This is a genomic window from Pseudomonas sp. SIMBA_067, assembly GCF_046534675.1.
Taxonomy (GTDB): domain Bacteria; phylum Pseudomonadota; class Gammaproteobacteria; order Pseudomonadales; family Pseudomonadaceae; genus Aquipseudomonas; species Aquipseudomonas putida.
The window spans coordinates 95,085-119,484 of record NZ_JAWRYH010000011.1; the positions used below are offsets into that span (position 1 = coordinate 95,085).

General features: G+C 58.6%; 25 protein-coding genes. 23 read left to right on the forward strand and 2 right to left on the reverse strand.

Annotated features, from left to right (window positions below; all coding sequences use genetic code 11):
• The 22 genes from SB765_RS22070 (at position 1) to SB765_RS22175 (ending at position 22,012) form a co-directional block, all read left to right on the forward strand.
• Complete coding sequence (locus SB765_RS22070; protein WP_410931932.1) at positions 1-387, forward strand: HK97 gp10 family phage protein; 387 nt, start codon at positions 1-3, stop codon at positions 385-387.
• Positions 384-788, forward strand: coding sequence for a phage tail terminator-like protein (locus SB765_RS22075; protein ID WP_410931933.1), 405 nt, complete (start codon positions 384-386; stop codon positions 786-788). Before SB765_RS22070 ends, SB765_RS22075 begins: the two co-directional genes overlap by 4 nt.
• Before the next feature lie 59 nt (positions 789-847).
• Positions 848-2,017, forward strand: coding sequence for a phage tail tube protein (locus tag SB765_RS22080; protein ID WP_410931934.1), 1,170 nt, complete (start codon positions 848-850; stop codon positions 2,015-2,017).
• 57 nt (positions 2,018-2,074) lie between these two features.
• Positions 2,075-2,599 carry a hypothetical protein gene (locus tag SB765_RS22085; RefSeq protein WP_410931935.1) on the forward strand — a complete coding sequence of 175 codons (525 nt, stop codon included), beginning with the start codon at positions 2,075-2,077 and terminating at the stop codon, positions 2,597-2,599.
• Positions 2,600-2,910: 311 nt separating this feature from the next.
• Positions 2,911-6,939, forward strand: coding sequence for a tape measure protein (locus SB765_RS22090; protein WP_410931936.1), 4,029 nt, complete (start codon positions 2,911-2,913; stop codon positions 6,937-6,939).
• Positions 6,940-6,950: 11 nt separating this feature from the next.
• Complete coding sequence (locus tag SB765_RS22095; protein WP_410931937.1) at positions 6,951-7,097, forward strand: hypothetical protein; 147 nt, start codon at positions 6,951-6,953, stop codon at positions 7,095-7,097.
• 25 nt (positions 7,098-7,122) lie between these two features.
• Positions 7,123-7,593 carry a transposase gene (locus tag SB765_RS22100; RefSeq protein ID WP_410931938.1) on the forward strand — a complete coding sequence of 157 codons (471 nt, stop codon included), beginning with the start codon at positions 7,123-7,125 and terminating at the stop codon, positions 7,591-7,593.
• Positions 7,590-8,069 (forward strand): DUF1833 family protein, encoded by a 480-nt coding sequence (locus SB765_RS22105; protein WP_410931939.1) that lies wholly within the window; start codon positions 7,590-7,592, stop codon positions 8,067-8,069. Before SB765_RS22100 ends, SB765_RS22105 begins: the two co-directional genes overlap by 4 nt.
• A 2-nt stretch (positions 8,070-8,071) precedes the next feature.
• Entirely contained in the window at positions 8,072-8,491 is a 420-nt protein-coding gene (locus SB765_RS22110; RefSeq protein WP_410931940.1) for a hypothetical protein, read from the forward strand.
• Positions 8,445-9,080, forward strand: coding sequence for a GIY-YIG nuclease family protein (locus tag SB765_RS22115; protein WP_410931941.1), 636 nt, complete (start codon positions 8,445-8,447; stop codon positions 9,078-9,080). Before SB765_RS22110 ends, SB765_RS22115 begins: the two co-directional genes overlap by 47 nt.
• Positions 9,071-12,127, forward strand: a complete 3,057-nt coding sequence (locus tag SB765_RS22120; RefSeq protein WP_410931942.1) for a host specificity factor TipJ family phage tail protein — start codon at positions 9,071-9,073, stop codon at positions 12,125-12,127. Before SB765_RS22115 ends, SB765_RS22120 begins: the two co-directional genes overlap by 10 nt.
• Positions 12,128-12,167: 40 nt before the next feature.
• Positions 12,168-14,882, forward strand: a complete 2,715-nt coding sequence (locus SB765_RS22125) for a hypothetical protein (protein ID WP_410931943.1) — start codon at positions 12,168-12,170, stop codon at positions 14,880-14,882.
• A gap of 442 nt (positions 14,883-15,324) precedes the next feature.
• Positions 15,325-17,067 carry a hypothetical protein gene (locus SB765_RS22130; protein WP_410931944.1) on the forward strand — a complete coding sequence of 581 codons (1,743 nt, stop codon included), beginning with the start codon at positions 15,325-15,327 and terminating at the stop codon, positions 17,065-17,067.
• A 68-nt stretch (positions 17,068-17,135) separates the two neighbouring features.
• The gene (locus SB765_RS22135; RefSeq protein ID WP_410931945.1) at positions 17,136-17,582 is read left to right on the forward strand and encodes a structural protein P5; all 447 of its coding nucleotides are present in this window, start codon (positions 17,136-17,138) and stop codon (positions 17,580-17,582) included.
• Positions 17,579-18,088: a DUF2514 domain-containing protein gene (locus SB765_RS22140; RefSeq protein WP_410931946.1), complete on the forward strand. Its 510-nt coding sequence runs from the start codon at positions 17,579-17,581 to the stop codon at positions 18,086-18,088. The genes SB765_RS22135 and SB765_RS22140 overlap by 4 nt, the downstream gene beginning before the upstream one ends.
• Positions 18,089-18,222: 134 nt before the next feature.
• Positions 18,223-19,323, forward strand: coding sequence for a hypothetical protein (locus tag SB765_RS22145; RefSeq protein ID WP_410931947.1), 1,101 nt, complete (start codon positions 18,223-18,225; stop codon positions 19,321-19,323).
• Positions 19,320-19,646 carry an STAS-like domain-containing protein gene (locus tag SB765_RS22150; RefSeq protein WP_410931948.1) on the forward strand — a complete coding sequence of 109 codons (327 nt, stop codon included), beginning with the start codon at positions 19,320-19,322 and terminating at the stop codon, positions 19,644-19,646. The genes SB765_RS22145 and SB765_RS22150 overlap by 4 nt, the downstream gene beginning before the upstream one ends.
• A complete protein-coding gene (locus SB765_RS22155; protein ID WP_410931949.1) occupies positions 19,646-20,188 on the forward strand; it encodes a hypothetical protein in 543 nt (180 codons plus the stop codon). The genes SB765_RS22150 and SB765_RS22155 overlap by 1 nt, the downstream gene beginning before the upstream one ends.
• A gap of 72 nt (positions 20,189-20,260) precedes the next feature.
• Complete coding sequence (locus SB765_RS22160; protein WP_410931950.1) at positions 20,261-20,485, forward strand: hypothetical protein; 225 nt, start codon at positions 20,261-20,263, stop codon at positions 20,483-20,485.
• Between the two features lie 73 nt (positions 20,486-20,558).
• Positions 20,559-20,852, forward strand: coding sequence for a hypothetical protein (locus tag SB765_RS22165; protein ID WP_410931951.1), 294 nt, complete (start codon positions 20,559-20,561; stop codon positions 20,850-20,852).
• A complete protein-coding gene (locus SB765_RS22170) occupies positions 20,849-21,109 on the forward strand; it encodes a hypothetical protein (RefSeq protein ID WP_410931952.1) in 261 nt (86 codons plus the stop codon). The genes SB765_RS22165 and SB765_RS22170 overlap by 4 nt, the downstream gene beginning before the upstream one ends.
• Positions 21,110-21,724: 615 nt before the next feature.
• A complete protein-coding gene (locus tag SB765_RS22175) occupies positions 21,725-22,012 on the forward strand; it encodes a DUF1778 domain-containing protein (protein WP_341798062.1) in 288 nt (95 codons plus the stop codon).
• 180 nt (positions 22,013-22,192) lie between these two features.
• Here SB765_RS22175 and SB765_RS22180 read toward each other — a convergent pair whose 3' ends face one another.
• Entirely contained in the window at positions 22,193-23,062 is an 870-nt protein-coding gene (locus SB765_RS22180) for a GyrI-like domain-containing protein (protein WP_410931953.1), read from the reverse strand.
• A gap of 129 nt (positions 23,063-23,191) precedes the next feature.
• Positions 23,192-23,608 (reverse strand): GFA family protein, encoded by a 417-nt coding sequence (locus tag SB765_RS22185; RefSeq protein WP_341798064.1) that lies wholly within the window; start codon positions 23,606-23,608, stop codon positions 23,192-23,194.
• Between the two features lie 216 nt (positions 23,609-23,824).
• Here SB765_RS22185 and SB765_RS22190 point away from each other — a divergent pair, with 216 nt between their 5' ends.
• Complete coding sequence (locus SB765_RS22190; protein ID WP_341798065.1) at positions 23,825-24,352, forward strand: DUF3455 domain-containing protein; 528 nt, start codon at positions 23,825-23,827, stop codon at positions 24,350-24,352.
• Positions 24,353-24,400: the final 48 nt, after the last annotated feature.

A 24,400-nucleotide genomic window follows, 5' to 3' on the forward strand; every position in this document is an offset into this window, starting at 1 on the left:
ATGTCCAGAAGGGGCTGGAGCACACCGCCCAGCCTTTTCGCTGGCGTGGTGGAGGAGCAACTGAGCCAGCGCGTTCGAGTCATCGCAATCGCGCTCCTCAACGAAATCGTTCTGCGCTCGCCGGTTGATACCGGGCGATTCCGTGGGAACAACATCGTCAGCGTCGGGGCGCCGGTTTACACCAGTACCGTGAACGTCGATCCAACGGGCGCAGAAACCCTCCAGGCGGGTGTGCGGGCGGTCACCGGCCTGGAGCCATATACGCAGGTCTTCATCCAGAACAATCTGCCGTATGCCCAGGCCCTTGAAGATGGTCATTCCAAGCAAGCGCCGCCGAAGGGTATCTACGAAGCCAGCTTTCATGGCGTCACGCAGGCCTACTCATGACCTTCGAACAGATCCGAGCCATCGTCATCGGGCGCATGGCGCAGTGGACCGGGATCCCTGCTGACGCAGTGGATTACCCAAACCCACCAAAGCCGTTTAATCCGGCAGGGCGGAGCATCTGGGCTCGCCTGGCAGACATTCCCGGCCTGAGCAGCACGCCAGAGGTCGGCATCGGCCCATGCGTGCGCCACACCGGAATCGTCGTCATCCAACTGTTCGTGCCCAGCTACAGCGGCACTCTAGCAATCACCAGGGCCGTAGACACGCTGGTTACCCAGTTTCAGTACTACAGCGCGCCAGAGGGGCCTTTCGACTTCTTCGAGGCATCCCCGCAGGTTGTCGGCGACGACGGCAGCAACTGGTACCAGGTCAACGTACGCGTTCCATACCGGGCCTACTGAGCCCTCAACATCCACCGCCACATGGCGGTTTTTTTACGCCTATCGATAGGAGAAACCGCATGTCGAGCGGAGCCAAGGTCCAGCTGGCCTGGATCAAAGAAGTAACACCTGGCGTAACGCCGGCAGGCAACTGGAACGTGCTGACTCGTATCAGCAACGGCCTGATGCCGACCTTCAACTCGGAAGAGAACAACGAAATAGGCTTCACTCGCATGTCGCAGGGCACCGCCCAGACCACTGTGGACGTGGGCGGCGATATCGAAACCAAGTGGCGCTTCGGCGCGCTGGACGAGTTCATGGCCTCCTGCTTCGGCAAGGCCTGGGCAGCGAACGTCCTAGCCATGGGCGACGACCGCATCACATTCTCGATCGCCTCGTACGCAACCGACATCGGTGTGTCGGCCATCGCCCGCGGCGTTCAAGTCGCCACCATGAACTTCGACTTCCCGGGCGACAACGAGGTCACGGTCACCACGACCATGGCTGCGCGGTCCTGGGATGACAAGGGCGACAACACGTCGTTCATCGTCAACGCGCAGTCCGAGAGCAGCCAGCGCCGCTTCAGCTTCAAGGACATCAGCGGCCTGAAGATCAACGGCGTCCAGGTGGGGCAGGACAACGCCTGCGTCGACAGCTTCAACCTGCAGTTCGACAACGCCGTCCAGACCCAGCGCTGCATCGGCAACGGCAACCCATACCCGGGCAACATCATTGCCACCACCTTCACCCCGTCCGGATCGATCACCATCAGCTGGTCGAAGATGGCCTACGAGCTGTGGAAGGCCCAGAAGGGTAACGACGCCATCAGCTTGGAATTCACCATCGGCAACGCCGACGGCGGCTACAAGTTCCTGATACCTGAGATGGAAGTCACCGCAGACTGGCCTGATGGCGGATCGACCGACATCATCCAGATGGAACTGAACTACACCGCCCGCCGCGTGGCCCCAACCATCACCCGTCTGCCCGCGCCGATCGTTGTGGCTGCGGTGGATGTCACTCCGGCCACCCTGAACCTGGCAGTTGGCGCTACGGGCGACCTCGAGGTCGTGGTCACCCCGGCCGGTGCCAGCCAGCAGGTCACCTGGACCAGTTCCGCCCCGGCAATCGCCAGCGTGAGCGAGACCGGCCTGGTCAAAGGCCTGACCGTCGGCACGGCCACTATTACGGCAACCAGCGCTGCGGACGGCACCAAGACCGATACCTGTGCTGTAACCGTCACCGCTTAACCCTTTGCCCGGCGCGCCCTGCGGTGTGCGTCGGGCCTTTTACCGCAGAGGAATACCATGGCTCTCGTCATTTCCCAGGCTCCGAAGCTGGACATTGAAGGCACGCGATGGGTGGAAATCGCCCCGGGCGTGAAGATCCAAGTCGGTTCGGCTGCCAACCCTAAGTTCAAGTCGCACCACGCCATGATTCAGCGGCATCAATCCATCGTCGACTCGCGCTATGGCGTGGGTACCGAGGGGTTCGACCCGGTGAACGCTGAGATCCCCGATATCGAAAGCATGGATGACATGCTGGTCGATCTGGTGTGCAAACACATCATTCTCGACTGGGAGGGGGTTGAGGAGGCCGAAAGCCCTGGCGTCGACACCCCATATACCCAGGAGCGAGCAAAATTGCTCATCGGTCTGCGCCCTGACGTCTACTTCACCGCGCTGCAGGTGGCAACCGATATCGCCACCCGGGCCGAGGAGCGGGCCAAAGAGACGGCAAAAAAGCCGTCGACGCCTACTGCTGGGGGCGTGAGTGGGCAGGCGAGTCGAGCGAGAAAGCGCGCTGGAAGCGAGAGCGTCTTAAGGGCGTAGAGCCTGTTCCATCCGCGCCAGAAATCGACCCGGTAACCGCAGAGATCCTTGAGGCCTACGGGCGCATTGGGAGATCTCGCCAGTACGTCGGCATGGTTGGTGCGCCTGCTCCAATCTCACCGGCAATCATCGGCCAATATCTCGACCGATACCCTTCGGCAATCTGCCGCGAGGAGTTCGATACCGCGATCTTTGCGTTAGATGATGAATTCCGGCGCCATTGGGATGAGCAGCAAGAGAAGGCCAACCCCAAAACACAGCCGAAGAAACGATAGCCCGCCGAGCGGGTTTTTTTACGCCCGGAGAAAGGCATGGCCCAGGAATCTCGCCTCTCGATAGTCATCGACTCGCGGAGCGCAAAGCCGCAGGTTGATCAATTGCGCACAGGCCTTGCTGGCCTGGACAAGGCAGGCAGCCAGGCGGCTGATAGTGTGGGCAGCGTGGGGTCTGCAGCTCGCGCTGCTGGTAGCGCCCTGGCCGCTGTTGGCGTTGGTGCAGTAACCCGTGAGGTCCTGCGCCTAACCGACTCGTTCAAGTCCATGCAGGGCTCGCTGGCCCTGGTCAGCACCTCGACGACGAACGCCAATGAGTCGTTCCAGAAGCTTCTGGCGATGGCCAACAACACCGGCAGCTCGCTGGAGTCGACCGTGTCGCTGTACACGCGCCTGGCTAATGCTACGCGCGGTGCAGGATTCTCCCAAGAACAACTGCTGAACGTCACTGACGCACTCAACAAGGCGTTCGTGATCTCGGGCGCGACGATGCAAGAGGCGTCGAACGCCGCCATTCAACTGTCCCAGGGCTTGGCCTCTGGAACCCTGCGCGGCGAAGAGTTGAACTCCGTAATGGAGCAAGGGCCGCGGATTACTCGGGCTCTGGCAGAGTATCTTGGGGTCACCAACGGCCAGATCCGCCAGATGGCAGCGGAAGGCAAGATCACATCCGATGTGGTCACCAATGCGCTGTTGCAATCGCTGTCGTCGCTGAACAGCGAGCTCGACAAGATGCCTCGCCGATTCGAGCAGGCGACCGTGGCATTGAAGAACAACTTCCTGGCCGCCGTAGGCCAGATCAACGTTGATCCGGTTGTAAGCTCGGTTGACGCTCTTGCCAGCTCCCTGGCAAAGCCAGAAGTGGTGATGGGCATTCAGAGCATCGCGAATGCGCTCGGTAGCCTTGTTGCTGTCGGCGGCGATGGACTGAAGACCGTTGCAGAAAACACTGACGCCCTGATGGCAATCACCGGCGCTTATGCCGCCAAGGTTGGCGTGGGCCTGGTTGTGTCGCTCGCGGCGGCAACCAAGGCCAGGTACGCAGACCTTGCGGCCACTCAGCAACAAGTAGTCGCCGAGAGGCAGGCAGAAGCGGCTTCGACCGCTGCAGCTGCCCAGGCTACCCGGAAGGCAGCGGCTGACGAGGCCGCTGCTGTTGCTGCTACTCAGCGATCGCTTGCTGAGACGGCGGCGGCTCGCGCGGCACAGGCCAATACCATTGCCCAGCTTCAGGCCGTCCAGCAGCAGCTTACGGCCGATCGCGCGCTTGAAACACAGCGCATGCAGGCGCAGATCAACGATGTTGGCCGCCAGCAATCGTTGACTCGACTTGCCGAGATTCGCAGGACAGAGGCTGCAATAACATTGCAGCAAGCGGCAGCAGAGCGCGCCCTTGCACAGGCAGCCGGGCAAGAAGTCATCATTCAGGGTCAGCTTGCTGCAGGCCAGGCTAGGCTGACAACGCTTCGCGAAGCCGATATTGCGGCTGTTGTGGCGCAAAACGCTGCGCAGGTCCGTCTGAATACTGCGCAATCGCTTGGTGCTCGCGCGTCTGCTGGACTCATGGCGCTAGTGGGCGGGCCAGTTGGGCTGCTCACAACCGCCCTGACCGTAGCCGCTGGGGCTGCCATCTACTTCGCCTCAAGCACCGACAGCGCCACTCAGTCTCTGATTGACCAGAACCTGACCCTGGATGACTCGATCTCCAAGTTCAAACAGCTCAGCGCTGAGCAGCAGCGGTTCCAATCTGCAAAGTGGATGGAGGCACAGCGGGATTCGGCCAAGGACGCCAGCAGCGCGCTGAACGAGTACTTCACCCGTGCTTTCGACGGCGTGAACTCTCTTGGCATCAGCGGCATAGAGTCGGCAGAAACCTTCAAGCGAATGTTTGAAGAGGTCAGGAATGGCCAGCGGTCGCTTGATTCGCTGACCGGATGGCTGACCAGTAACACCCAGATTTCCAGCGCGTACCGTGACGAGCTGGTCAAGATCGGCGCCGAATACTCGACCAGCAGCCAGAAGGCTGACGACTACGCCCGCCTGCTTGACCGCAGCAAGACCGCAACGGATGGCGCTACCAGCTCAACGAAGTCCCTGGCGAGTGCGCACCAGGTTTCGGCGGCGGCAGTTGGTGGTGGTGAGCAGGCGTGGGAGAAGTACATTTCCCAGCTGACTCAAACCCGCGACCTGGTTGGCGCAAACACTGCCCAGGAGGCGGCATATACGGCTGCGAAGGCCGGCTTTAACAGTCAGCAGGTCGAATATGCTCGTCTGATCGGAGAACAGACCGATCTGCTCAAGAAGTACGAAGAGGCCGTCAAGGATGGCAAGAAGGAAGACCAGGAAAGGCTGCGGGTTCAGTTAACGGCATCGATCACCGCGTCCGAAGCCATCAAGTCTCAAATGGAGAGTCAGGGGCGCTCCATGAAGACCATGGCCGAGAACGCCGAGTCGAGCGCCAAGCGCCAGGTTGATGCGATTCAAACTGTTATCGACCAGACAGTGCGCTACGCCAAGGGGCTTTCACTGGTCGAGAAGTACGAGCCTAAGCAGAATCTGCAGGGTGCAAGCCTTCTGACCTTTGGTCAGCAGCAGCCGACCACGCAACCGAAGTCATCGCCGAAAACCAAGACGGTTGCGGAGATGGTTCAGGAAGTACTGGATCAGATAGACGGAAACACCACTGCGAAGTCCGGAAACACTGGATCTCCGAAAGGGCAGAAGGGGTTATCGAGCAAGCTGAACGAAGCCCAGACCGCTTTCGACAACCTGTATAAGGCTGCCCAGCCGGCCAAGTTTGCGCTGCAAGAGTACGTCGAGAGGCAGTCCCAGCTGGAACTTCTGCTGTCGAAAGGGAAGATCACCCAGCAGCAGTACAACGAGGCCCTGGCTCAATCCTCGATCAACTACGCCGCCGCCATCAAGGGGGCCAAAGGCCTTTCCCAGGCCGAGCAATACCGGGCGCAGCTCCAAAAGCAACTGGACAATGACCGCGCCCAGTACAGCCTGGATGCGGCCAGCGTGGGCATGGGCGACCAGCAGGCGCAACGCCTTCAGCAGCGCGTTCAGCTTGAGCAGCAGACGAACGACCGAATCCTGCAGCTGCGCACAGAATTGGCCAACGCCACGACGGAAAAGCAGCGCCAGGATCTACAGGCGCAGATCGACCTGACGAACGAGTTCCTGCCGCAGCAGCTGGCAGCTATGCAGGCCGGCTGGGCGCAGATGGACCAGGCCATGCTCAACCCTATTAACGGCTGGACGGCGGCGGTGCAGAACTTCGGCAACCAGGCGCGTGACATCGCCGGGCAGACGGAGTCGATCTTCTCCAGCGCGTTCAACAACATCTCCACCGACATCACCGACGCGATCATGTCCGGGCAGCTGTCGTTCAGCACCCTGGGCGACATCGCATCGAACGTTGTGCGGGAGATCATTACCGGCTTCGTGCGGATGGGTGTGCAGATGGCGCTGAATGCGGCGCTGAACGCCACGCTCGGCACTGCTGCGGCCGGTGAGAGCATGATCCTGGCGGGCACGACGGCTACGGCCTGGGCGCCGGCTGCGGCGATGGCGTCCCTTGCAACATTGGGTGCCAACTCCGTTCCAGCTGCTGCCGCGCTGACCTCGACCACAGCCCTGGCCACCAGCCTGGCTGTGATCCCAGGTTTCGCCACCGGTGGTTACGTGTCCGGTGCCGGCACCGGCACATCCGACAGCATCATGGCCCGCCTGAGTGACGGCGAGTTCGTGGTGAATGCCGCGGCGACCAAACGAAACAGGGCTCTACTGGAGGCGATCAACTCGAACGAGCGTGTGTCGGTGGCTGGCGGGGGTGGATCCGTAGCCTCTACGCAGGCCCCGGCATCAGCGGCGGCAGCTACACAGGCCCCGGCGAATGTCGTAGTGAACCTGATTCAGGATCGCTCACGCGCCGGCCAAGTTGATCAGCGGACGAGTGAGGATGGGACGCAGCATATCGACGTGAGTGTCGCTGACATTTACGGAGGCGGACCGCTTTCACAGGCTATCGAGGATACCTACGGCGTCCGCCGGCAGGGATCTTGACGAGGAAATCCATGACCACCACTGAAACGGAAGAGGCCGAAACCGGGCCGGGCGCACCTGTGCCCGACCCTGTCGTCCCGCCTGATGAGAAAGAGCTCCTGCTGCAACGGCGCCTTGCGCGCATCGAGGAAGCGCTGGGCCTCAGCCCTCTCACCTAAAACGAACCTCAGCTGAGGAATGGCAATGATTCAATACCCGGCAGAATTGCCACTTCCTCTGCAGGAGGGGTATGGCCTGAGCACGGTTGATCCGATGCGGGCCACGCCGATGGTCACCGGCCGGTCTCGGTATCGACGGGTAACCAGCAATCCCCCGACCTCCGCTCAGTTCACATTCAACTTTAGCCAGGAAGAGGCTGCACTCTTCGAGGGGTGGCATACCTGGGCTTTGAACCTTGGCGTCGAGTGGTTCGAGATGCCACTTCAGACCCCGCTGGGTATGCAGGTGCACCTGGTGCACTTCAAAGGTATGTATACCGGCGGTGAACTGGCTCAGATCAAGCGCTGGCGGTTCTCTGCTCGGTTGGAGTTCAAAAAGCGCCCGGTCTACACCGAGGACCAGTTCATCGGCGCTTCTTTGGGTATGCCGCTTGACCAATTCAACACCGATCTCTCCGGCAGCCTGGACAAATGGTACGCGAGGTACTTCGGATGAGCCTGATCGAAGAGTGCTATGCCTCGGGGCGCGGGGAACTGGTCGACACCATCGAGGCGCGGGAGGAGGGTGGCACGGTCTCCCACCTGTACTGCTCTGGGTGGGAAGACCGGGTGTGCACCACGGAGGATGGCCGCACGCTCACCTTCATAGCGATGGCCATGGACCTGGCCCTGCCCAAGAACGACAACAGCGCGTTTCAGAACCTGGTCCTTGGCCTGGACAACGTGACCGGCGAGGTCCAGGAGGTCGTGGAGGCGGCCAAAGCGACTGACAAGCGCTTCATCATCACCTTCCGGCGTTACCTGGCCGAGGACATGTCATTCCCGAGCGAGCGCTACCACATGACGCTGCTCAGCCGGGAATATGAGGACGACGTGGCCAAGCTCACCGCCGGCTTCTTCGACCTGCTCAACACCAACGGTCTGCGCACCATTCTGACCACTACCTTGGCACCCGGCCTGAAGTACATCTGACCATGATCGAGAAATTCATGCGCGCCCCGTATCGCGAGGGCGCACGGGGGCCTATTGCCTTCGATTGTTGGGGGCTGTGTCGCGCGATCCGGCACGAGTTCTTCGGGCTGGATTTGCTGCCATCCCTGGGCGGCGTGGGCAAGGACAAGATTCGCGCGAACACGAAGGCATACCGCGTGCTGCGCAAGGCCATGGAAGAGTGCAGGCCAGAGCCCGGCGCAATTGCAGCGGTTCTGCGCGGCGAAGCGCTTCTGCATGTCGGCACGGTCCTTCTGAGCGAGGGCCGACTGAAGGTGCTGGACACAAACCCCGGTGGCGCCTGCCTCCGGACAACCGGCGAGTTCGAAGCCGCTCATCCCAAGGTGGTCTATTACCGTGACAAGCTACAGGACGTGCATCTATCAGATCAGAAATCTGGTTAGCGGTAAGACCTACATCGGAAGCGCCTCAAACTATCCGGTTAGGAAATCAGTTCATCTGAATTCTTTAAGGGGCGGACGCCATAGAAATAGGCATCTTCAAAGCGCTTACGACAAATACGGCGAGTCGAGCCTTGAGTTTTCGAAGATTTTGATCTGCGAGAAAAGAGACCTTCTCTTCTATGAGCAAAGGGCAATTGACTGCCTTGCTCCCGAGTACAACATCCATCGCGTTGCCGGATCGCCGGCCGGTTACAGCCATAGCCCAGAAACCATTGAAAAGATGAAGTCCGCTTGGGCCAACAGGCCTGCAGACATTCGCGAAAAGATCGCGGCCGCTGACCGGTCTGGGGAAAGGCATACCGAGAAAAGCAGGCGGGCGATAGCAGATCACCAGCGCTCCAGGGTTAGAGGCGATTCGGAAAGGCGGAAGATCGCGCTGTCGGTTGGCATGTTTACCGAGGCTCAGGTCTTGCTGATTCGTGAGCTCAGGTCCGCTGGGGCGAAGCTCTCTGACCTGGCTGCACGGTTTAACACCTCGTCACCAGTCATATCGAATATAGCCAACAGGAAAACTTACCGATGGCTGTAGAATTCTACCCGAACAAGCTGAGTGATACGGCGCCGCTCGGCACCTGGAAGACCGGCCGCCGCATGTCCATCGAGGAATGGCTGAAGGCCCTGGCTCCGTCATATGAGCGCCGGGAAAGCCCACCGATCAGCGTTGTCCTCAATGATGAGGTGATCGAGCAGCACCTGTGGCACAAGGTGAAGTTCAAGCCGTCTGACCTGCTCCAGATCTACCGCGAGCCGAAAGGCACCGACCCGTTCTCGATCACATTCGCTCTGTTTAAGGGCGCAAAGGCCGTGCTCAAGGCGATAATGCCGAAGATGCCCGGCATGCCGTCCAGTGCAGGCACCCAGCAGGGCGACCCCCTGATGGATGCCAGCGCCAAGGGCAACAAGGTCAAGCTGGGCGACCCGGTGCGGCAGATCGCCGGGCACCAGCGCACCTATGGCTCCTACCTGGCTCAGCCCCGTAGCGCGCATGTCGCGCCGCGTGACCTGCGCGTGGAGATGCTGCTGTATATCGGTGAGGGCGAGTACGACATTCCGCTGGCGAAGGTGAAGGTTGGCGAAACCCCACTTATTTCTCTGGGCGCGGACGCAACCTTCACCATCTATCCGCCGGGCGCCGATTTGTCCGCCGATCCGGCACACATCAACTGGTTCAATGCGCCCGAGGTAGGAGCCAGTTCCAGCGGCTCTGCGGGCCTGGAATTGACCATGGCCACCGACATTACCCGGTCCGCCACAGCGTCGGCGTATCAGTTCGCTGGAGAAACGATCAGCGTGCCGGCCGGCTCAGGCCAGTTCCCGGCCGACTGGTCGAACGGCATCATCATTCGCGTTCTCGCCCCATACACCTACACCGTGATTGACGGCGGAGCGGGTCGTGACATCGTTCGCGGTCCGCTGGAAATGCTGAACCCAGCCCCTGGCATGCTGATCGAGGTCGCAGGGGCGAACGCCGGTCTGTATGTGGTGCACAGCTACACGCCATACAGCCCTGCAGTGCCGGCCAACCCTGGCACGGCATCGATGCTGGCCGGTTCAGCGGCGCCAACCCGGTACGACTTCAACGTCACCTCGCTGAGCTTCACCTTGTTCCGCGGCGCGACTAGCTACCCGATTACGCTGAACACCGCGACGACCAACCTGTCCGGGCTGGTCTCTGCGCTCAATACGCAGTTCAGCGGTAAGCCGTTCCAGGCGCAAGTGAGCGGCAGTGTGCTGCGCATTGTCGAGCTGACACCGTTCGCCGGCCAGGCCATCACCGCAACTGGCGCGACCACTATCTTGGGAGCCTCGCCAGCGGGCGTCACCGGCACGGCAACCACCAGTGCCATCCCGGAGCAGCCAGCCGAGATGACTCTGGACTACGACGGCGGCTCGCCAGTGGTCGGCTTGGCGTTGGGCCAGGGCCTTGCAACCATAGGCCCGCGTGGCCTGCGGTACCGGATCGCAGCCTTCAGTACCAGTCTGATCGAGGTCGAACGCCTGACCTCGTCAGGGGCTGCCGACACCGGGTGGCCAGGCTTCAACGCCATGCAGACGGTGAATGGCCTGATCACGCTGGACCCCTCGAACCTGCAGGGTGGATATCGCGGGCCATTTGCCTTGTGCCCTGAAGGGGAGAAGATTACAGACATCGAATGGACAGTCACTTTCGCGAACGGATTATGCGGAATAGGTCGTGAAGGTCAGATTTATGAAATTACCGCCTATCACGTATTCGAATATCGCGATATGGACGTCGCGGGCGACTGGACTGTGATCGAGAAGGCCCACACGGGCGGATCTCTCGATGCTCAGGGCTTCACCAATCGCACGACTGCCCCATACCCAATGCGTGCCGAGGGCAGGATTCGGGAGCTTTACGTTGACCGACCCGGTCGCGTTAACGAGGAAGCCCGGGATGACGCGACCTGGACGGCGCTGCGTGGGCGAATGCAAAACTCACCCACAAGCTACCCAGGCCTTACGGTGATGACCTGCAGTATCCGGGGTGGCGACCGCCTTTCTGCGCAGTCGGAAAGCCAGATCAGTGTCGAGGCAACCCGAATCCTGCCGTTGATGGAGGGCGGCACCGGACCAACCCGCGACATCGTGCCGTACTGCATCTACCAGCTGAAGCAGCGCGGGTACACGGATGATGACCTGGACCTGCCCGAGTGGCAGGCCTTCCATGAGATCTGCGTGGCCCGTGGCGATACGTACGATGAGACGCTGGACTCGACGATCACGGTCAAGGACATGATCAACAACGCGCTGGCGTGCAGCTTCGGTGAACTGGTTACCTTCCGGGGCCTGCTGCGCCCGGTTCGGGATAGTGCCCGGGCCGCGTTCGACGTGACCTACGGCCCGAAGACGCAGACCTACTCGCCACAGAACATGACCAAGATGCTGAAGATCAGCGGCGCCATGCCGTCGATCAACGACTTCGACGGCGTGGATGTGGAGTTCTTCTCGCGCATCACGTGGGCATGGGAGACGGTCGAATGCCGCTGGCCGGGTGATCTTGGCACCAAGGTCGAAAAGATCAAGATGCCAGGCATCAGCGACAGGACAAGAGCGTGGCGCATCGGCATGCGCCGGCGTGGACACCAGAAGTTCCGGACCGATACCTACACCTGGGAAACCGAAATGGACGGCAGCAACAGCGGCTACCTGAGCTTTGCCGCCGTTGCCGATGACGCTCCCAAGCGATGCCAGAGCGCGATTCTGCTGGCCTTCGAGGTCACTGGAGCGGGAACCCTGCTGATCTCATCGGAACCGCTGGACTTCAGTGCTGGCGGCGAGCACCTGATCGGCGTGCGCAAGCTGGACGGCACGCTATCTGGGCCCTGGACTGCCACGCAGGTGGATCAGTACACGGTCAGGGTTGACGCCCTTGACTTCACGCCCGTGGTCGACGGCCCGCTTGAGCCGCCGCACATCCTGTTCGGCCCGGCTGCCCGGTGGGCGTACCCAACCCTGATCACCAGCTCAGACCCAGCCAACGGCAACGTCGCCATGAAGGGCATGCCCTACGACGCCCGCGTTTACACCTACGACGACCAGTCGCCATCCGCCTGATTTAACACCGCCCGGCCCACCGGGATATGAGAGGAAACATATGACCGGCGCAGAATCCCTGCAGCTGTTCCAGCAGCTTGTGGCCAATGCAAACTCGCTGTTCCTGTCCGATGCCGATTTTGTCGCCATCAACGGCATCTCCAAGCCGACACTGAAAAAGATCTACGCCGAGTTCCTTGCCAGCATGGGGACCTATACCACTGTGGCCGCCGGCTTGGCCGCCACCAGCGGCACCGGCACCAGCAATCGCTTCTTCTCGGTACCAGGCACCGGCGACGTATTCGAAACTCGCTATAGAAACGACGCTGGGGTCGCGGTCGAGGTCTCGTCGTTGCTGTCCTGGCTGGCGGATGCGCTGACCATCAACAAAGGCAAGGCCTACCCGCTTCGCCCGATGAACCGGGGTGGCGTGACATCGCCAGCAAACCCGGTGATGAACCGCTTCCTGCTGAACTGCGAAGTGCTTGGGGCTGATCTGACCAAGTATTACCTCATCTCTCTCCAGAAGAACGGCGCCAGTTTGGGGGGGAGCTATGAATTCGGCTGGATTCTGTACGAGGCCGACCCAGCGACCTATGCATCTACCGGCGCAGTCACGGAAATTCACTCGTATACCAATCCGGCGCCGAACATCGATCGAACTGGCGGAGTTCAGACGCTGATCGTTACGCCGAATCTGCGGCCAGATCTCCGATTCAAGATCGTGGTAGATGCCAGTGCACTGCCTGCCTCTGGAACTGCTATCGACTCTAGCAGCACGGGCACAAATGGCCGAAGCTGGATCATAGATCCATCTCGTTACTCGGCCCCCCCAGTCATCAGAGATGACTCGTTGAGTATCAACCGGGGTAAGGTCTACCCGCTGCGCAAGATGACCCGCAACGGCACCACCAGTGCCGAGCCGACCGCCTTCAGCAAGGCGATCCTGAACATCTGCATCATCGGCGCACGCCCAGGTAAGTACTACCGTCTGGCCTACTTCGTGAACGGTAGCACCGCTTTGCCCTCGGCCAAGCCTGACGGCTGGATCATCGAAGAGATTGACCAGGCCAACTACGAGACGGCCGCCAACGTTGCTACCCAAGTCATTAGTGTGGTAGATGCGGGCACCCCTACAATTGCTCGGGACGGCATCCAGACAGTGGTGCTGGCCAGTACGGTGGCGATCGACCTGCGAATCCTGATCACCCTGGACACGGCCCAGCTGCCGGCCTATGGCACCTTCATCGGTGCGGCTAACACGATCAACCCGGGCTACAGCTACATCATTGACCCGAGCCGCTACATCCCGGCCAAAAGCGAATCGACCAACTCGATCAGCCTCAACGCTGGGCAGATCGTGCCTTTCCGCAACACCAGTCGCGGCGGCTCGGTATCGACTCCAAGCCCGCTGCAGACTAACGTGATCCTCAACGCTCGGGTCATCAACGCCAAGCGTGGCAAGTACTACGGCCTGCGGTATTTCCAGAACGGCAACGCTGCCGTGGTTCCGGCAGCTGATGGCTGGATCGTGGAAGAGGTAGACATTGCGGGCTATGACGTCTCGGCCATCACTACAGGCAACAGCATCTCGGCCTTGTCCGACCCGCAGCCGACGATCGACCGCACCTTGGGCATTCAGACGCTGCTGATCAACACCAAGACCGATGTGCGCATCGAGTTGGTGCTGGACGCTTCCAAGCTGCAGGCTTATGGCACCCAATACGGGATGAATGCCACTTTCCAAAACGGGTACTCGCAGGTAATCGACCCGGCCTGCTACGAGTTCCCCGTAACAAGCGGCGGCACGCCCTCCCGAGTGACCTACAGCGTTGATTCGTCGATGCGCCTTACCCTGAGCTGGCCGGATGGGGTCGGTACTCGAGGCTTCGTCTTCGGCCTGAACGGTGCCAACAGCCTGGCCAACTTTGCCCAGGTGATCCTGAATGGTGGGGTAATCAGCTCGTTCGCTACCGACTGGTTGCCGCCCATGATCTTCGACGCCGTGAACAACGGCGACGCTTGGCCAACCCTTGAGTTCACCGGTGGCAACCACCTGGTGGACGGCAAGGTGACGGCTGCTTCAGTCGCCTACGTGATTGAGGCCGATGGCGTCACCCTGGTGCCCGGGTCGAGCGGAACGGCCAGCCGGGTCACTTGCCGCATCCTCAATAAGCTGATGGCTGGTAACACTGTGAGTCTGGGGCGGTACCCGCTGCTGCAGGCCTTCCAGGTCGATTTCATGCCCGGCGTTGCCGGGGTGCACGCCGAGATCATGGCGCTGGAGGACGTGGATATCTACATCGACTACGCCTGCCAGATCGTGACAAGCGGCGTCAACGACACGCTGTTCTACCTGGGCGGTCAGTTCCCCACACCGATTCCGTTCGACGGCACGGTCAACTCTGGTGCGCCTTCGGCGTATCCCGATGCGTGGGCCGTGCTCACCACCAGCGCCAATGGCCAGCTGGGGGCATGGATCGACCGGAACTATGGGGTGGCTGCCGAGGAGCATATCTATGAGGGCTACGGGAAGATCATAGGTGGCGGATCGGCGAGCTCCAAGCAGTACACCTCAGCTATCCACAAATTCCTGCAGCGAGACCCAGCCAATGCGATGCGGCTGCAGGCAGGCAAGTCTTACCAATGGCGAGGCGGCTACTCCTGGGGGCCGGTCAGCCTGCCGGATGGCATGGTTGCCACTCTGCGCTACATGGACGAGTGGCGGATCCGCCGAGCGTTCGCAGTTTCGGCAAACAAGGTGCTAAAACCGTAGGTCCTGCCTCATATCAATGCCCGCATTCGCGGGCTTTTTTATGCTTGGAGAAAACATGGCCAGACTCACCGAAACCCAGGCCGGAGGCGCGAACGTCTCCCGGATTTTGGACCCGTTTGTCTTTTCTGAAGATACATCTTCGATTGAGCCCTGCGATAGGGCTTTTGGTCGATGCGGTGGACCTAAAGACGGCCAGCGAGGCGGAGGCTGAAATGCCAACGGACTGGTGCACGGTTCTGCGTACTGCTGAGCCGTGCGCCAGAGCAGGCCAGTTGGCCAACTGAAGTTGACTGGTCGGCGCTACCGCCTGACTTGCGGCAACACCTAAACCCAACCGCCACCCGGCGGTACTTTTTTGCCTGGAGAAACCCATGCCTTTCTTCGTTAACGTAACTATTTCTGTAACCAACCCTCTCGAACAAATGGTAGAGGGGGACGTCTAATGGCTATTTCGGATAATATGACCAATAGCACAGATGCTCTGCCACAAGTCGGCGAAGTGAACGATGCTGAAAATGTACTATATACTCCTAATTGCCCAGGTCAGCTGAGTCGCTCTGTTCAGGAAAGACTTCGCGATGTGGTCTCAGTTAAAGACTATGTTGAAGTTTCTGGCTCAGCAGTCAGTCAAGTTGGCTTGGAATCAGCTATCGCTGTTGCAGTTTCTAATGGTGCGGATCTCTATTGGTCGAATGGAGTCGTTCCATTAGTGAGTGATCAGCCTATATCAGGCCTTCATTCTGTTCGTCACGCTGGTGCAGGAAGTATTAGAGCTGGCTCTAATGTGTTCAATCTTAAGCCGTTGAGTACCGACATCAACAAGCTTTACATGGCGCCGGGAGGTACAGGAGATGGCTTGGGTCCTGAGCGTCCACTTAATGGCTTTGCTGGCGCCATAGCGGCATTGCGGAATTACATGCCGCTTACAGGAAGATGGATCATCGTAGGTTCCGCTGGTGTCTACAATGAGGCGGTAACTTTGCCAGACTGGTTGGCCAATGGCGCTAATTATCTTGCGTTTGACTTTCCGGCGGTTGGAGGTGCCCAGGTGGAGCCAAGCGCGTATACCGCGTTCCTTGATGGAACTGGTTTAACCGCAATAAGTGGCTTTACTTCTGGTCAGGGCAACCGAATCAGTATCAGTAACCTCTGTATGAGAAACTGGTACGATCAAAATTTGTCGAACGTTAAGCAGGTTCGACGTGCACTGGCGGTCTCTTCAGGGAGCGTAGCGTTCATCCAGAATTGCGGATTCTACAGTAACGGATTGTCCAATATTTCCGCGCTTCCAGGTGGGTCTGTAACGGTGTCTGGGGGGATTTTGGATGGGGCCAGATATGGCCTGGATAATACGGGTGGGCGAATGTCGCTAAGTGCGACAAGTTCTACTTATACCGTAGTCAGGAATGCCCTTGAATACGGTTTGTACTCCAAGCATGACTCCAGTACGGTTCTTGATTATACGGAGTTCCGTAACAATGGGAAGCTGCAAGCGGCAGCAGCGTATGGTGCAGCTCTTTTTGGGTATAAATCGAATTGTTCGATCGATACGCGGGGCTGTAAGTTTTATCGGAACAATATTTGTTGGAATCTCCGAGGTGGATTCGGTGCCGACAACCCAGGTATTCCGGATGTGTATGGCGTAGGTGCAGAGGCCAATATCAGACGGTATTTGTGTCGTGCGGGAGGCGTCGACGATATCTCGCAATACAGATCGAATCGTTGGAGCGATATCACACTTAGGTATACAGGAGGGTCGGTCACTGGCACCGGAGAGGCTACTATTTTAAGTGGTGTCGCGGCAACACGCACTGGGTATGTGGCTGATCAGGATCAGGCAATTCGTGTGATTATGACTTGTCGGGCCCAATCAGCAGACGGACTTTTTACACCGACGATTCGCTTACTTAACGGTGAGTCTATCCCTCTAGGGACTTACCGGGTCGCCTCTGGATCTTACGGTCGTATTGAGATTTTTATGCGTCCAGCAAGTTCTCGTAATGCTTTTCAGTTGCAGTTTTCGTGCGTGGGGGCAACGCAAAATTTAGGTGGTGCAGTAGGCCAGATCTTGTCCGGACACATAGATCTTCCGAATGAGGGACTTACTTTCGATGTCGCTGCTCGTTCTCTTAGCGAAAGCGGTGTCGCTGTGCTTCACAGCTGTAACGTTGAGTTGAGTGGTTGAAGCTGATCGAAAAATGCAAACTCTTTTACGCCCGCATTCGCGGGTTTTTTTGTGCCTGGAGCAAACCTATGACCACACCACGCGGTGTACGCAACAACAACCCCGGCAACATCGATTTCAACCCACGGAACGCTTGGCAGGGCCAACTGGGCATAGAGGAGGGCGTGGCCAAGCCGCGCTTCGCCAGGTTCGACCAAGCCGAGAACGGCATCCGGGCCTTGGGCAAGCTGCTGCTGAACTACCGGGGCAAGGACGGTATGCCCGGGGTAGGTCGCCCGGGTATCGACACCCCGCTGGAGTTCATCAGCCGCTGGGCCCCGTCCAGTGAGAACAACACCCTGGCCTACGCGCAGGCAATTGCCAAGCGCCTCGGCGTTGGCGTGCGCGACTCTATCGACATCTCAAGGCCGCAGGTGCTGCGCGAGGCGGTGGTGGGCATCATCGTCCACGAGAACGGCGGCAACCCTTACAGGCCCGAGGTGATCGACGAGGGTGTCCGGCGGGCCTTGGCATGAAGGGCTGGGCCCTATTGGCTGTTGCTGTGCTGCTGGCATCCCACTGGGCGGCCTACCAGCACGGCCGCTCGGTAGAACGAGCGAACGCCGGACAGGCAGCAGCGCAACGAGACAGCGGTGACCGGCTGGCCGAAGTGATCGGCGAGCGCGGCGCTCGGCAGGAAGAACTACGACGCGCCACGGCGCAGGAGGAGGCGAGAGCCCATGCCCAGGAAGAACGAACGATTGCTGATGCTGGCGCTGCTGACGCCGATGCTGCTGGTCAGCGGCTGCGCAGTGACGCCACCCAATTCGCTGCCGCCGTCAGTTGCCCCGGCCCGGATGCCGCCGCTATCGCCCGAGGCCAGGCAGCCACCCGCGCCGCCATGGTGCTCTCCGACCTGCTCACACGGGCTGATGCTCGAGCGGGAGAACTGGCTAAAGCTTACGACTCGGCCAGAATAGCTGGAAGGCAATGTGAGCATGAGTACGACGCGCTGCACGGCAAAGGTGCTGAGCCTTACTAAATTCAAGGCCAGGAGTGACCACTTGAGCTGCATTTGGTACTGTGCGCTGCTGTGCGGCGGTCCGGAAGGCGGGCGCTATAGCACCAGTTCAGACAGGGGGTCGGAGCTGAGACCTTGAGAACCTTGAGACGACGATGAAGCGGCTTGATCAAAATACCAAGGAAATCAACTTTGCCATCGGGCAATCCCGGTGGCGTCGTCGTCTAGGGCGGAAAGGGAAAAAATATAATCCGGACAAAGTTCAGCCGGTTCGTCCATTGCTTCACAAAGATGTGATTCAGGCGCCGAAATATATTTCTATATATGAGTTTGAGGGGAGGATGAGCCCGTACTTACAAACTATGGCGTTTATTGAGGCGATCCGGGACAGGTATAAGGCTCGGGACTGTATTATAGATTTCTCTCAGACTGAAAAGATATCGGCGGCGGCTTTGGTTGTGGTCTACGCTGCTGTTGAGATGGCGGGTGCTGGTAGAACAGGAAAGGCGGAGGTTTCCTTCTCTCAAAAGTCTCCAGCAGTCAACGTTGCTATTAGGTCGAGTAATCTGCATAAGCTTATACATGGTTTGGAAATAAAATACTCGCTGGATAGCGCTAGGCATATGCCTATTGTTTCCAGTGTCGGTCGTGAACAGATGGACGAAATCGTAGATTTCATCCAAGGGCGTATTTATGATGACCAAATGAGCCCAGACAAGGAGCATGTTTATGGTGATGCAGTATCTGAAACCATAAATAATGTTCGGCTTCATGCTTACCCCAACTCTCCGGCAGAACAGAAGCGCTGGTGGTTAATGTGTAATACCTTTGGTAAAAAACTTTACCTTGCGATCTACGATTGCGGGGTTGGTATTCCAAAAACTGTAGTTGAAAAGCCTTGGTTTTTTCAGTTGGTTAAGCATAAAGATCCGAAGCTTTTCGATGAGTTACTTAAGGATTTGCCTGATCTGGATGGTTTGGGTATTCAAATCCTGAAGCCTATTGTGGTTCGCGTTCCTGATGAGCGGCTCATATATTATTCGATGCAGAATGATGTTACTGGGACTAATCAGGAGAAGCATGGCCAAGGAAGTAAGAGTATAAAGGCTTTGGTCAACGACACTCAGGGAGGGGTGTTGTGGGTGTTTAGTAATAATGGGCTCTACACTTTCAGGCAAAAGAATCAGCAGCCGGCCGAGGCTAAGTTGCGGAAAAGGTTTCCTGGTACGTTAGTCCAATGGAATATTGAGATATGAGCACTTATACTATTGATGTTGTCAAGCAGTTCAGCAAAAAGCCATACGGTCGATACCCGGAAGACGGTGAGGGTTGTGGCGAAGCATTTAGAAAGATATGGCTGGCTCCTAAGCTTCGTGAGTTTGATCACGTACATGTCGTTCTTGACGGTTACAATAGGTACGGTCGCTCATTTTTGGACGAGGCTTTCGGCGGGCTAATTCGCGAGGAGCATTTTACCTTCGAGGAGTTGCAGCGAAAGTTGACCTACTCGCACAGTCTTGTTAAGAGCATTGAAGCCCTCATCAAAGATCGGATTGAAGCGGCGGCTGGGCTGAACTAATGAACTTCCAAAATCTCCCGGGTCAGCTGTTGGTTTTGCTATTTGGGTGGATGTTCACCCTGTATTTGCAGCATAACTCAAACCGACGAACTGAAGCTCTAAAACGTAAAGATAAGATTGTAGATCGTTTGGGAGATTTGGCGGGCTGGGTTGACGGCGAAGTGACTAAGGATAATTTCAAACCAGACTTGAGTGAAACGGCCTATACGGGGTTGTTGTTAGAGCTTGAGCTACGCATCAAGCAGTTCAATGGTCATGTGGGTAGTGAGCTTATAAACTTGACTTCGCTAGGCAAACTGAGGGGTATTGATTTCTTTGATGAGGCCGGACGCGAAGAGCTTACTTATCAAATGAGAGAATTGGCTTCCGAGGTTGTCGAAGAAATTGAGCTTGGCTGTAATGAACTTTATTTCAATAATTCGCTACTACATCGTGTGAAGTTTTTCATGCAGGACTTGACGGGAATAGTGGTAGGGCTGCTTGCCTTGATTCTTTTCGTTGCTTTAGTCGGTTTAATAGATCGTACTTTTTTTCACCGATAGAATGACATTGTCGCTAGGGTGGCCTCCAATAAGGCCATTTGTATCCCATGTCAGCTGGCAGGAGCAATCACCATGGACAAGCGCACATTCATTGGCATGGTCGAGGCTGGCGAGCCGCTGATTCAGCAGGCTATCGACGCCATGCGTGAGTATCACCAAGCTCAAGATCGCGGTGCGCCGGCAGAAGAGATCGAGCGTCTGCGCCTGCTCGCCGAATCATTGTTCCGGGCGGTATCCGACTACCAGCTTCGCGCTGTGGCAAAGGCTCGCGGCAAGGAGTTACCGCCTCTTCACTGATCCGCTGATCGGCGATTGCCCGGGGCCGGGCTCGCCTATACGATACTGTATCTTTATACAGTATTGGTGTCCCATGTATTTCCTCCTCGTTCGCCGCCGCGTGAATGGTGCGGCGATCCCAGCTGATCAGCTCAGGAAAGTTCAGCCTCTGCGCGCCGACGTCCACATCGGTGACCACCACAGCGAGCCGCTGGGCCGGGTATCGACCCAAGCATGGGTGCTCAACCCAGCGCCCGGGCCCGATATCATCCCGCGCCTGCACGACGCCAGGGTCAACGGCATGGCCCAGCTTGGCATCAACATCAATGGGCTTGAGGAAGTCGATGGCGTTCTGTACGCCCAGTCCTGGTGGTGCAGGGCAGAATGATGGCGGGAATACCACAGGCCTGGGTGGCGGAACTGAATGACCATACTGCCCTGGTAACTGACCCTGATGGGCGAGCGGCTGTGCTCAGTGAAATGGCCTATGCCGCGCGCCGGCGCCGGGACATCGACGATGGTGTTCTGGTCGACATGCTCGAGCTTGCCGAGGCGGCCAGGATGTGGGCGCTGATTGAGCACGAGGAAGCCTGGGCGCTGGGTTTGTTTGTCGACTATCCGCAGGATCATCCCGGCGGCGCTTAGGTGATAAAGGGAAGCGGCAAGCCCTTTGCCTGTGAGTAGCTTTATGAAGGACGCAGCCGATCAGGTTTCTTGCGGTCCCGGTTTCCAGCCAAGAGAAACACCGGCAATGCCATACCGGAGTGCCACCTTTTTCCTGCCCAAAAAATAGCCACTTATGTGGCTATCCCCTCACCCTTGCTTAATTTTTGCTACAGCAAATATTTGGCATGTCTACAGCCCCCGTAAAGACTGGGTCGTCTAAATTAATCGGCACGATCCATCATAGGTGCAACGCTGAAGCGGCGTGACGGCTCAGGCCGCGTGGTTGTTGGGTTAGAGCCTGTATTAGCGGTCATATCGTTCAACGTTTTCGGTACCGGATGCTGGATTTTGGGGCGTAGCAGCAAATTGCTGGGGGCGGCTTAGCAAATGCTGGCAACAAAAAGGATCTGCGCTTGCCCTGGGTGTTGGCTAGTTTACCAAGACAGCTTGGTATCCGTCTGGTAACAGGTCGACCGCTCGCTCTACGGCCAACATGCGCTTGTAAGTCAAATTGATACACGCGTGTAGACGTTAGCTAGACGTGCCGGTACCGTCGCTGTGTGGAGATCGCTCCACAGCTATGGAGAAATAGTCATGTCGGCTCAAATCAACGAGGGTGATAAGCCCGTACCGATCAACATGCGAGTGGATACCAAGAGACGCAGCCTGATCGATGCGGCGGTAGAGCTGCTGGAAACGGACAGAACCAGCTTCATCCTGGATGCTGCCTGCCGGCGAGCAGAAGAGGTGATCATGGACCGTCAGGTTTATCTTCTCAGCGACGAAGCCTTCGACCGCTTTGAGCAGGCACTGGTGCAGAACGCGTTAAAGGATAACAAGTGCCTAGAGAAGGTCATGTCGAAACCCGCCCCGTGGAGCTGAGCAAGCCCCTTCGTCGGCGATTCTGGTTCATCCGCTTGATTAACCGCTTGGCGATTTCTATGCCCGCAAGGCCGGTTTTGCTCGCTGTCCCGATTTTTCGCCGCTGACCATGATGTTGTCCTTGCGCTAGGGGCGCAGCAAGCGAGCAGGCCGTGGCCTGCCGCCAAGGCGAACCTTGGCCTACTTCAGCGGTACATAGATATCCGTTTCCCACTGCTCCAGCGGCGTTTCCGGATACACGCTCAAATAATGGAAGAACAACGGATGGTCGCGCAGTTCTTCATTGCTCGACGGCAACCAGTCCCGGTACAGCGGGTAGATGGTTTCGCCAATGTAGTCAGGCGAGCCGCTATGCCGAATCACGGCACAGCGGCTCGCCGGTATAACCCGTTCATGCACACCGAACTCATTGGGCTGCACAGCCTCGTCCATCTCCCCACAAACGGCGAAGCGAAAGGCGTGGGGAGGGGGGGTGTCGGGGTTGTCGTAGGGGATGCCGAAGGTGCGGCTGCTGGCCACCGGCGACTGGCCGCTGTTTATGCGCCATTGGCGAAAACGCGCAACGCTTTCACCGACCAGGCTGGGCGGCCCTCGGTGTTCGAGCGCGGCCACGCGGGTTTCGGCGAACTCGACTATACGGATCTGCATGGTGATACTCCTGCAAAGGCGTGGAACAACGAATACCGCACTCCAGGCCTGCCAATTCGGCGCCTTGGCGAACACGCTCGGCGCCATGCCGAACGCACGCTTGAACGCTCTGGAAAAGGCTTCGGGGCTTTCGAAGCCGGCGCCGAATGCGGCGTCCAGAACGGGTGTTGCGGGCGAGGCGACCAGCTGGTGCGCCGCACGTCGAAGCCTCATCAGTTGCACATACCGTGAAACCGGAACGCCCATGTATGCCGTGAACTGCCGGTGAAAGTGAAACGCCGAAAAGTTGGCGATGCGGCTCAGGGCATTCACCGACAGGTCACCTTCGAGGTGGCTGTCGATGTAGGCAAGCACGGCTTCGAACCGTTTTGCATAGGCAGGGCTGTGCTGTGAGTCAGTCAACGAGCGAAGTCTCCGGAAGGTGCGGTGAGCGCTAGCATCCGTTGTTCAGGCATCGAGGTGCCTAGCCGTGATTGCTCTGTTGCGGATTATCCTGACGCTACCGTGGATGGCAGCGCCGTTGCATTGAGCTCAGCGGTCAACTGATCTGTTCTTGCAATCAGACGGGATGAGCGGAAAGCACCAAGGGGCAGCAGAGTCGACGTGCAGATGTTTCTGCTTTTTGGGCAGGAACGGTGTATCAAGCGTGCCCAGGGCTATCGAAACCCAGTCGGCAAACTCACCTTCAGAGCGTGACCAGAACAAGGTCGAGCCGCACTCTACGCAAAATTCCCGCACCACCGTCGGCGAAGACGCGTAGGTCTTGATACTGGTGGCCCCACGAAGGATGCGCAGCATGCTGCGCGGAACGCTGCCGTATGAAGCGAATGCTGCCCCGTGCCCTTTGCGGCACTGGCTGCAATGGCAGTGGCTCACAGCTTTTGGCGTGGTAAGCAGCAGGTAACTGACCGCTGCGCATAAGCAGCTTCCTTGGTATGCCTCTTTCACTGGCGCTTCCGTGCAGGTGGAAAACGCCAGCGTAACTGCCCCGGCGTGATCAGTCGACCGTGGCACGCCTGTACACCTGCTTCGCTGTCAGCACGGTATCGATAACGAGCATGCAAAATTATTGTTGAGCCGGTGCATCCAGAACGGCACCCGATGGGTAGTTCTTATCAGGCAGTCGGTGATTGCCTGACCCATGACCCCCACGGAGTTCGCCCCATGATCATCAAGCCCGCTTTCTCCCTGCTCGCCGCCTGCCTTGTACTGGCATCTGCCCCCGCCCATGCCCAGTCGGGCGTCCCGGAGGCGGTCAAGGTTCCCGATGGCCACGCCATAATGCTGGAAACCGTCGGTGTCGGTGAGATCACCTACGAATGCCGCGACAAGGCCAATGCGCCAGGCCAGACGGAGTGGATCTTCGTCGGCCCCAAGGCGGTGCTCAATGATCGCAGCGGCAAACCTGTAGGTGACTATTTTGGTCCTCCGGCCACCTGGCAGGCCAAGGACGGTTCGAAAGTGACCGGCACCCAGCTTGCCGTCGCCCCGGCGGCCAAAGGCGATATCCCGTATCAACTGGTCAAGGCCAACCCTGCCGAGGGCAAGGGCGCGATGCAAGGGGTCAGCTACATCCAGCGCCTGGCGACGCGCGGTGGCGTAGCGCCTTCTGTGGACTGTACGGCGCAGAGCAAAGGCGCGCAGCAGATGGTCAAGTACCAGGCGGACTACGTGTTCTGGTCCGCCAAGTGACGAGGGCTTGAGCGGCACACCAGCGATTGATCATCTACGCTGCTGGAC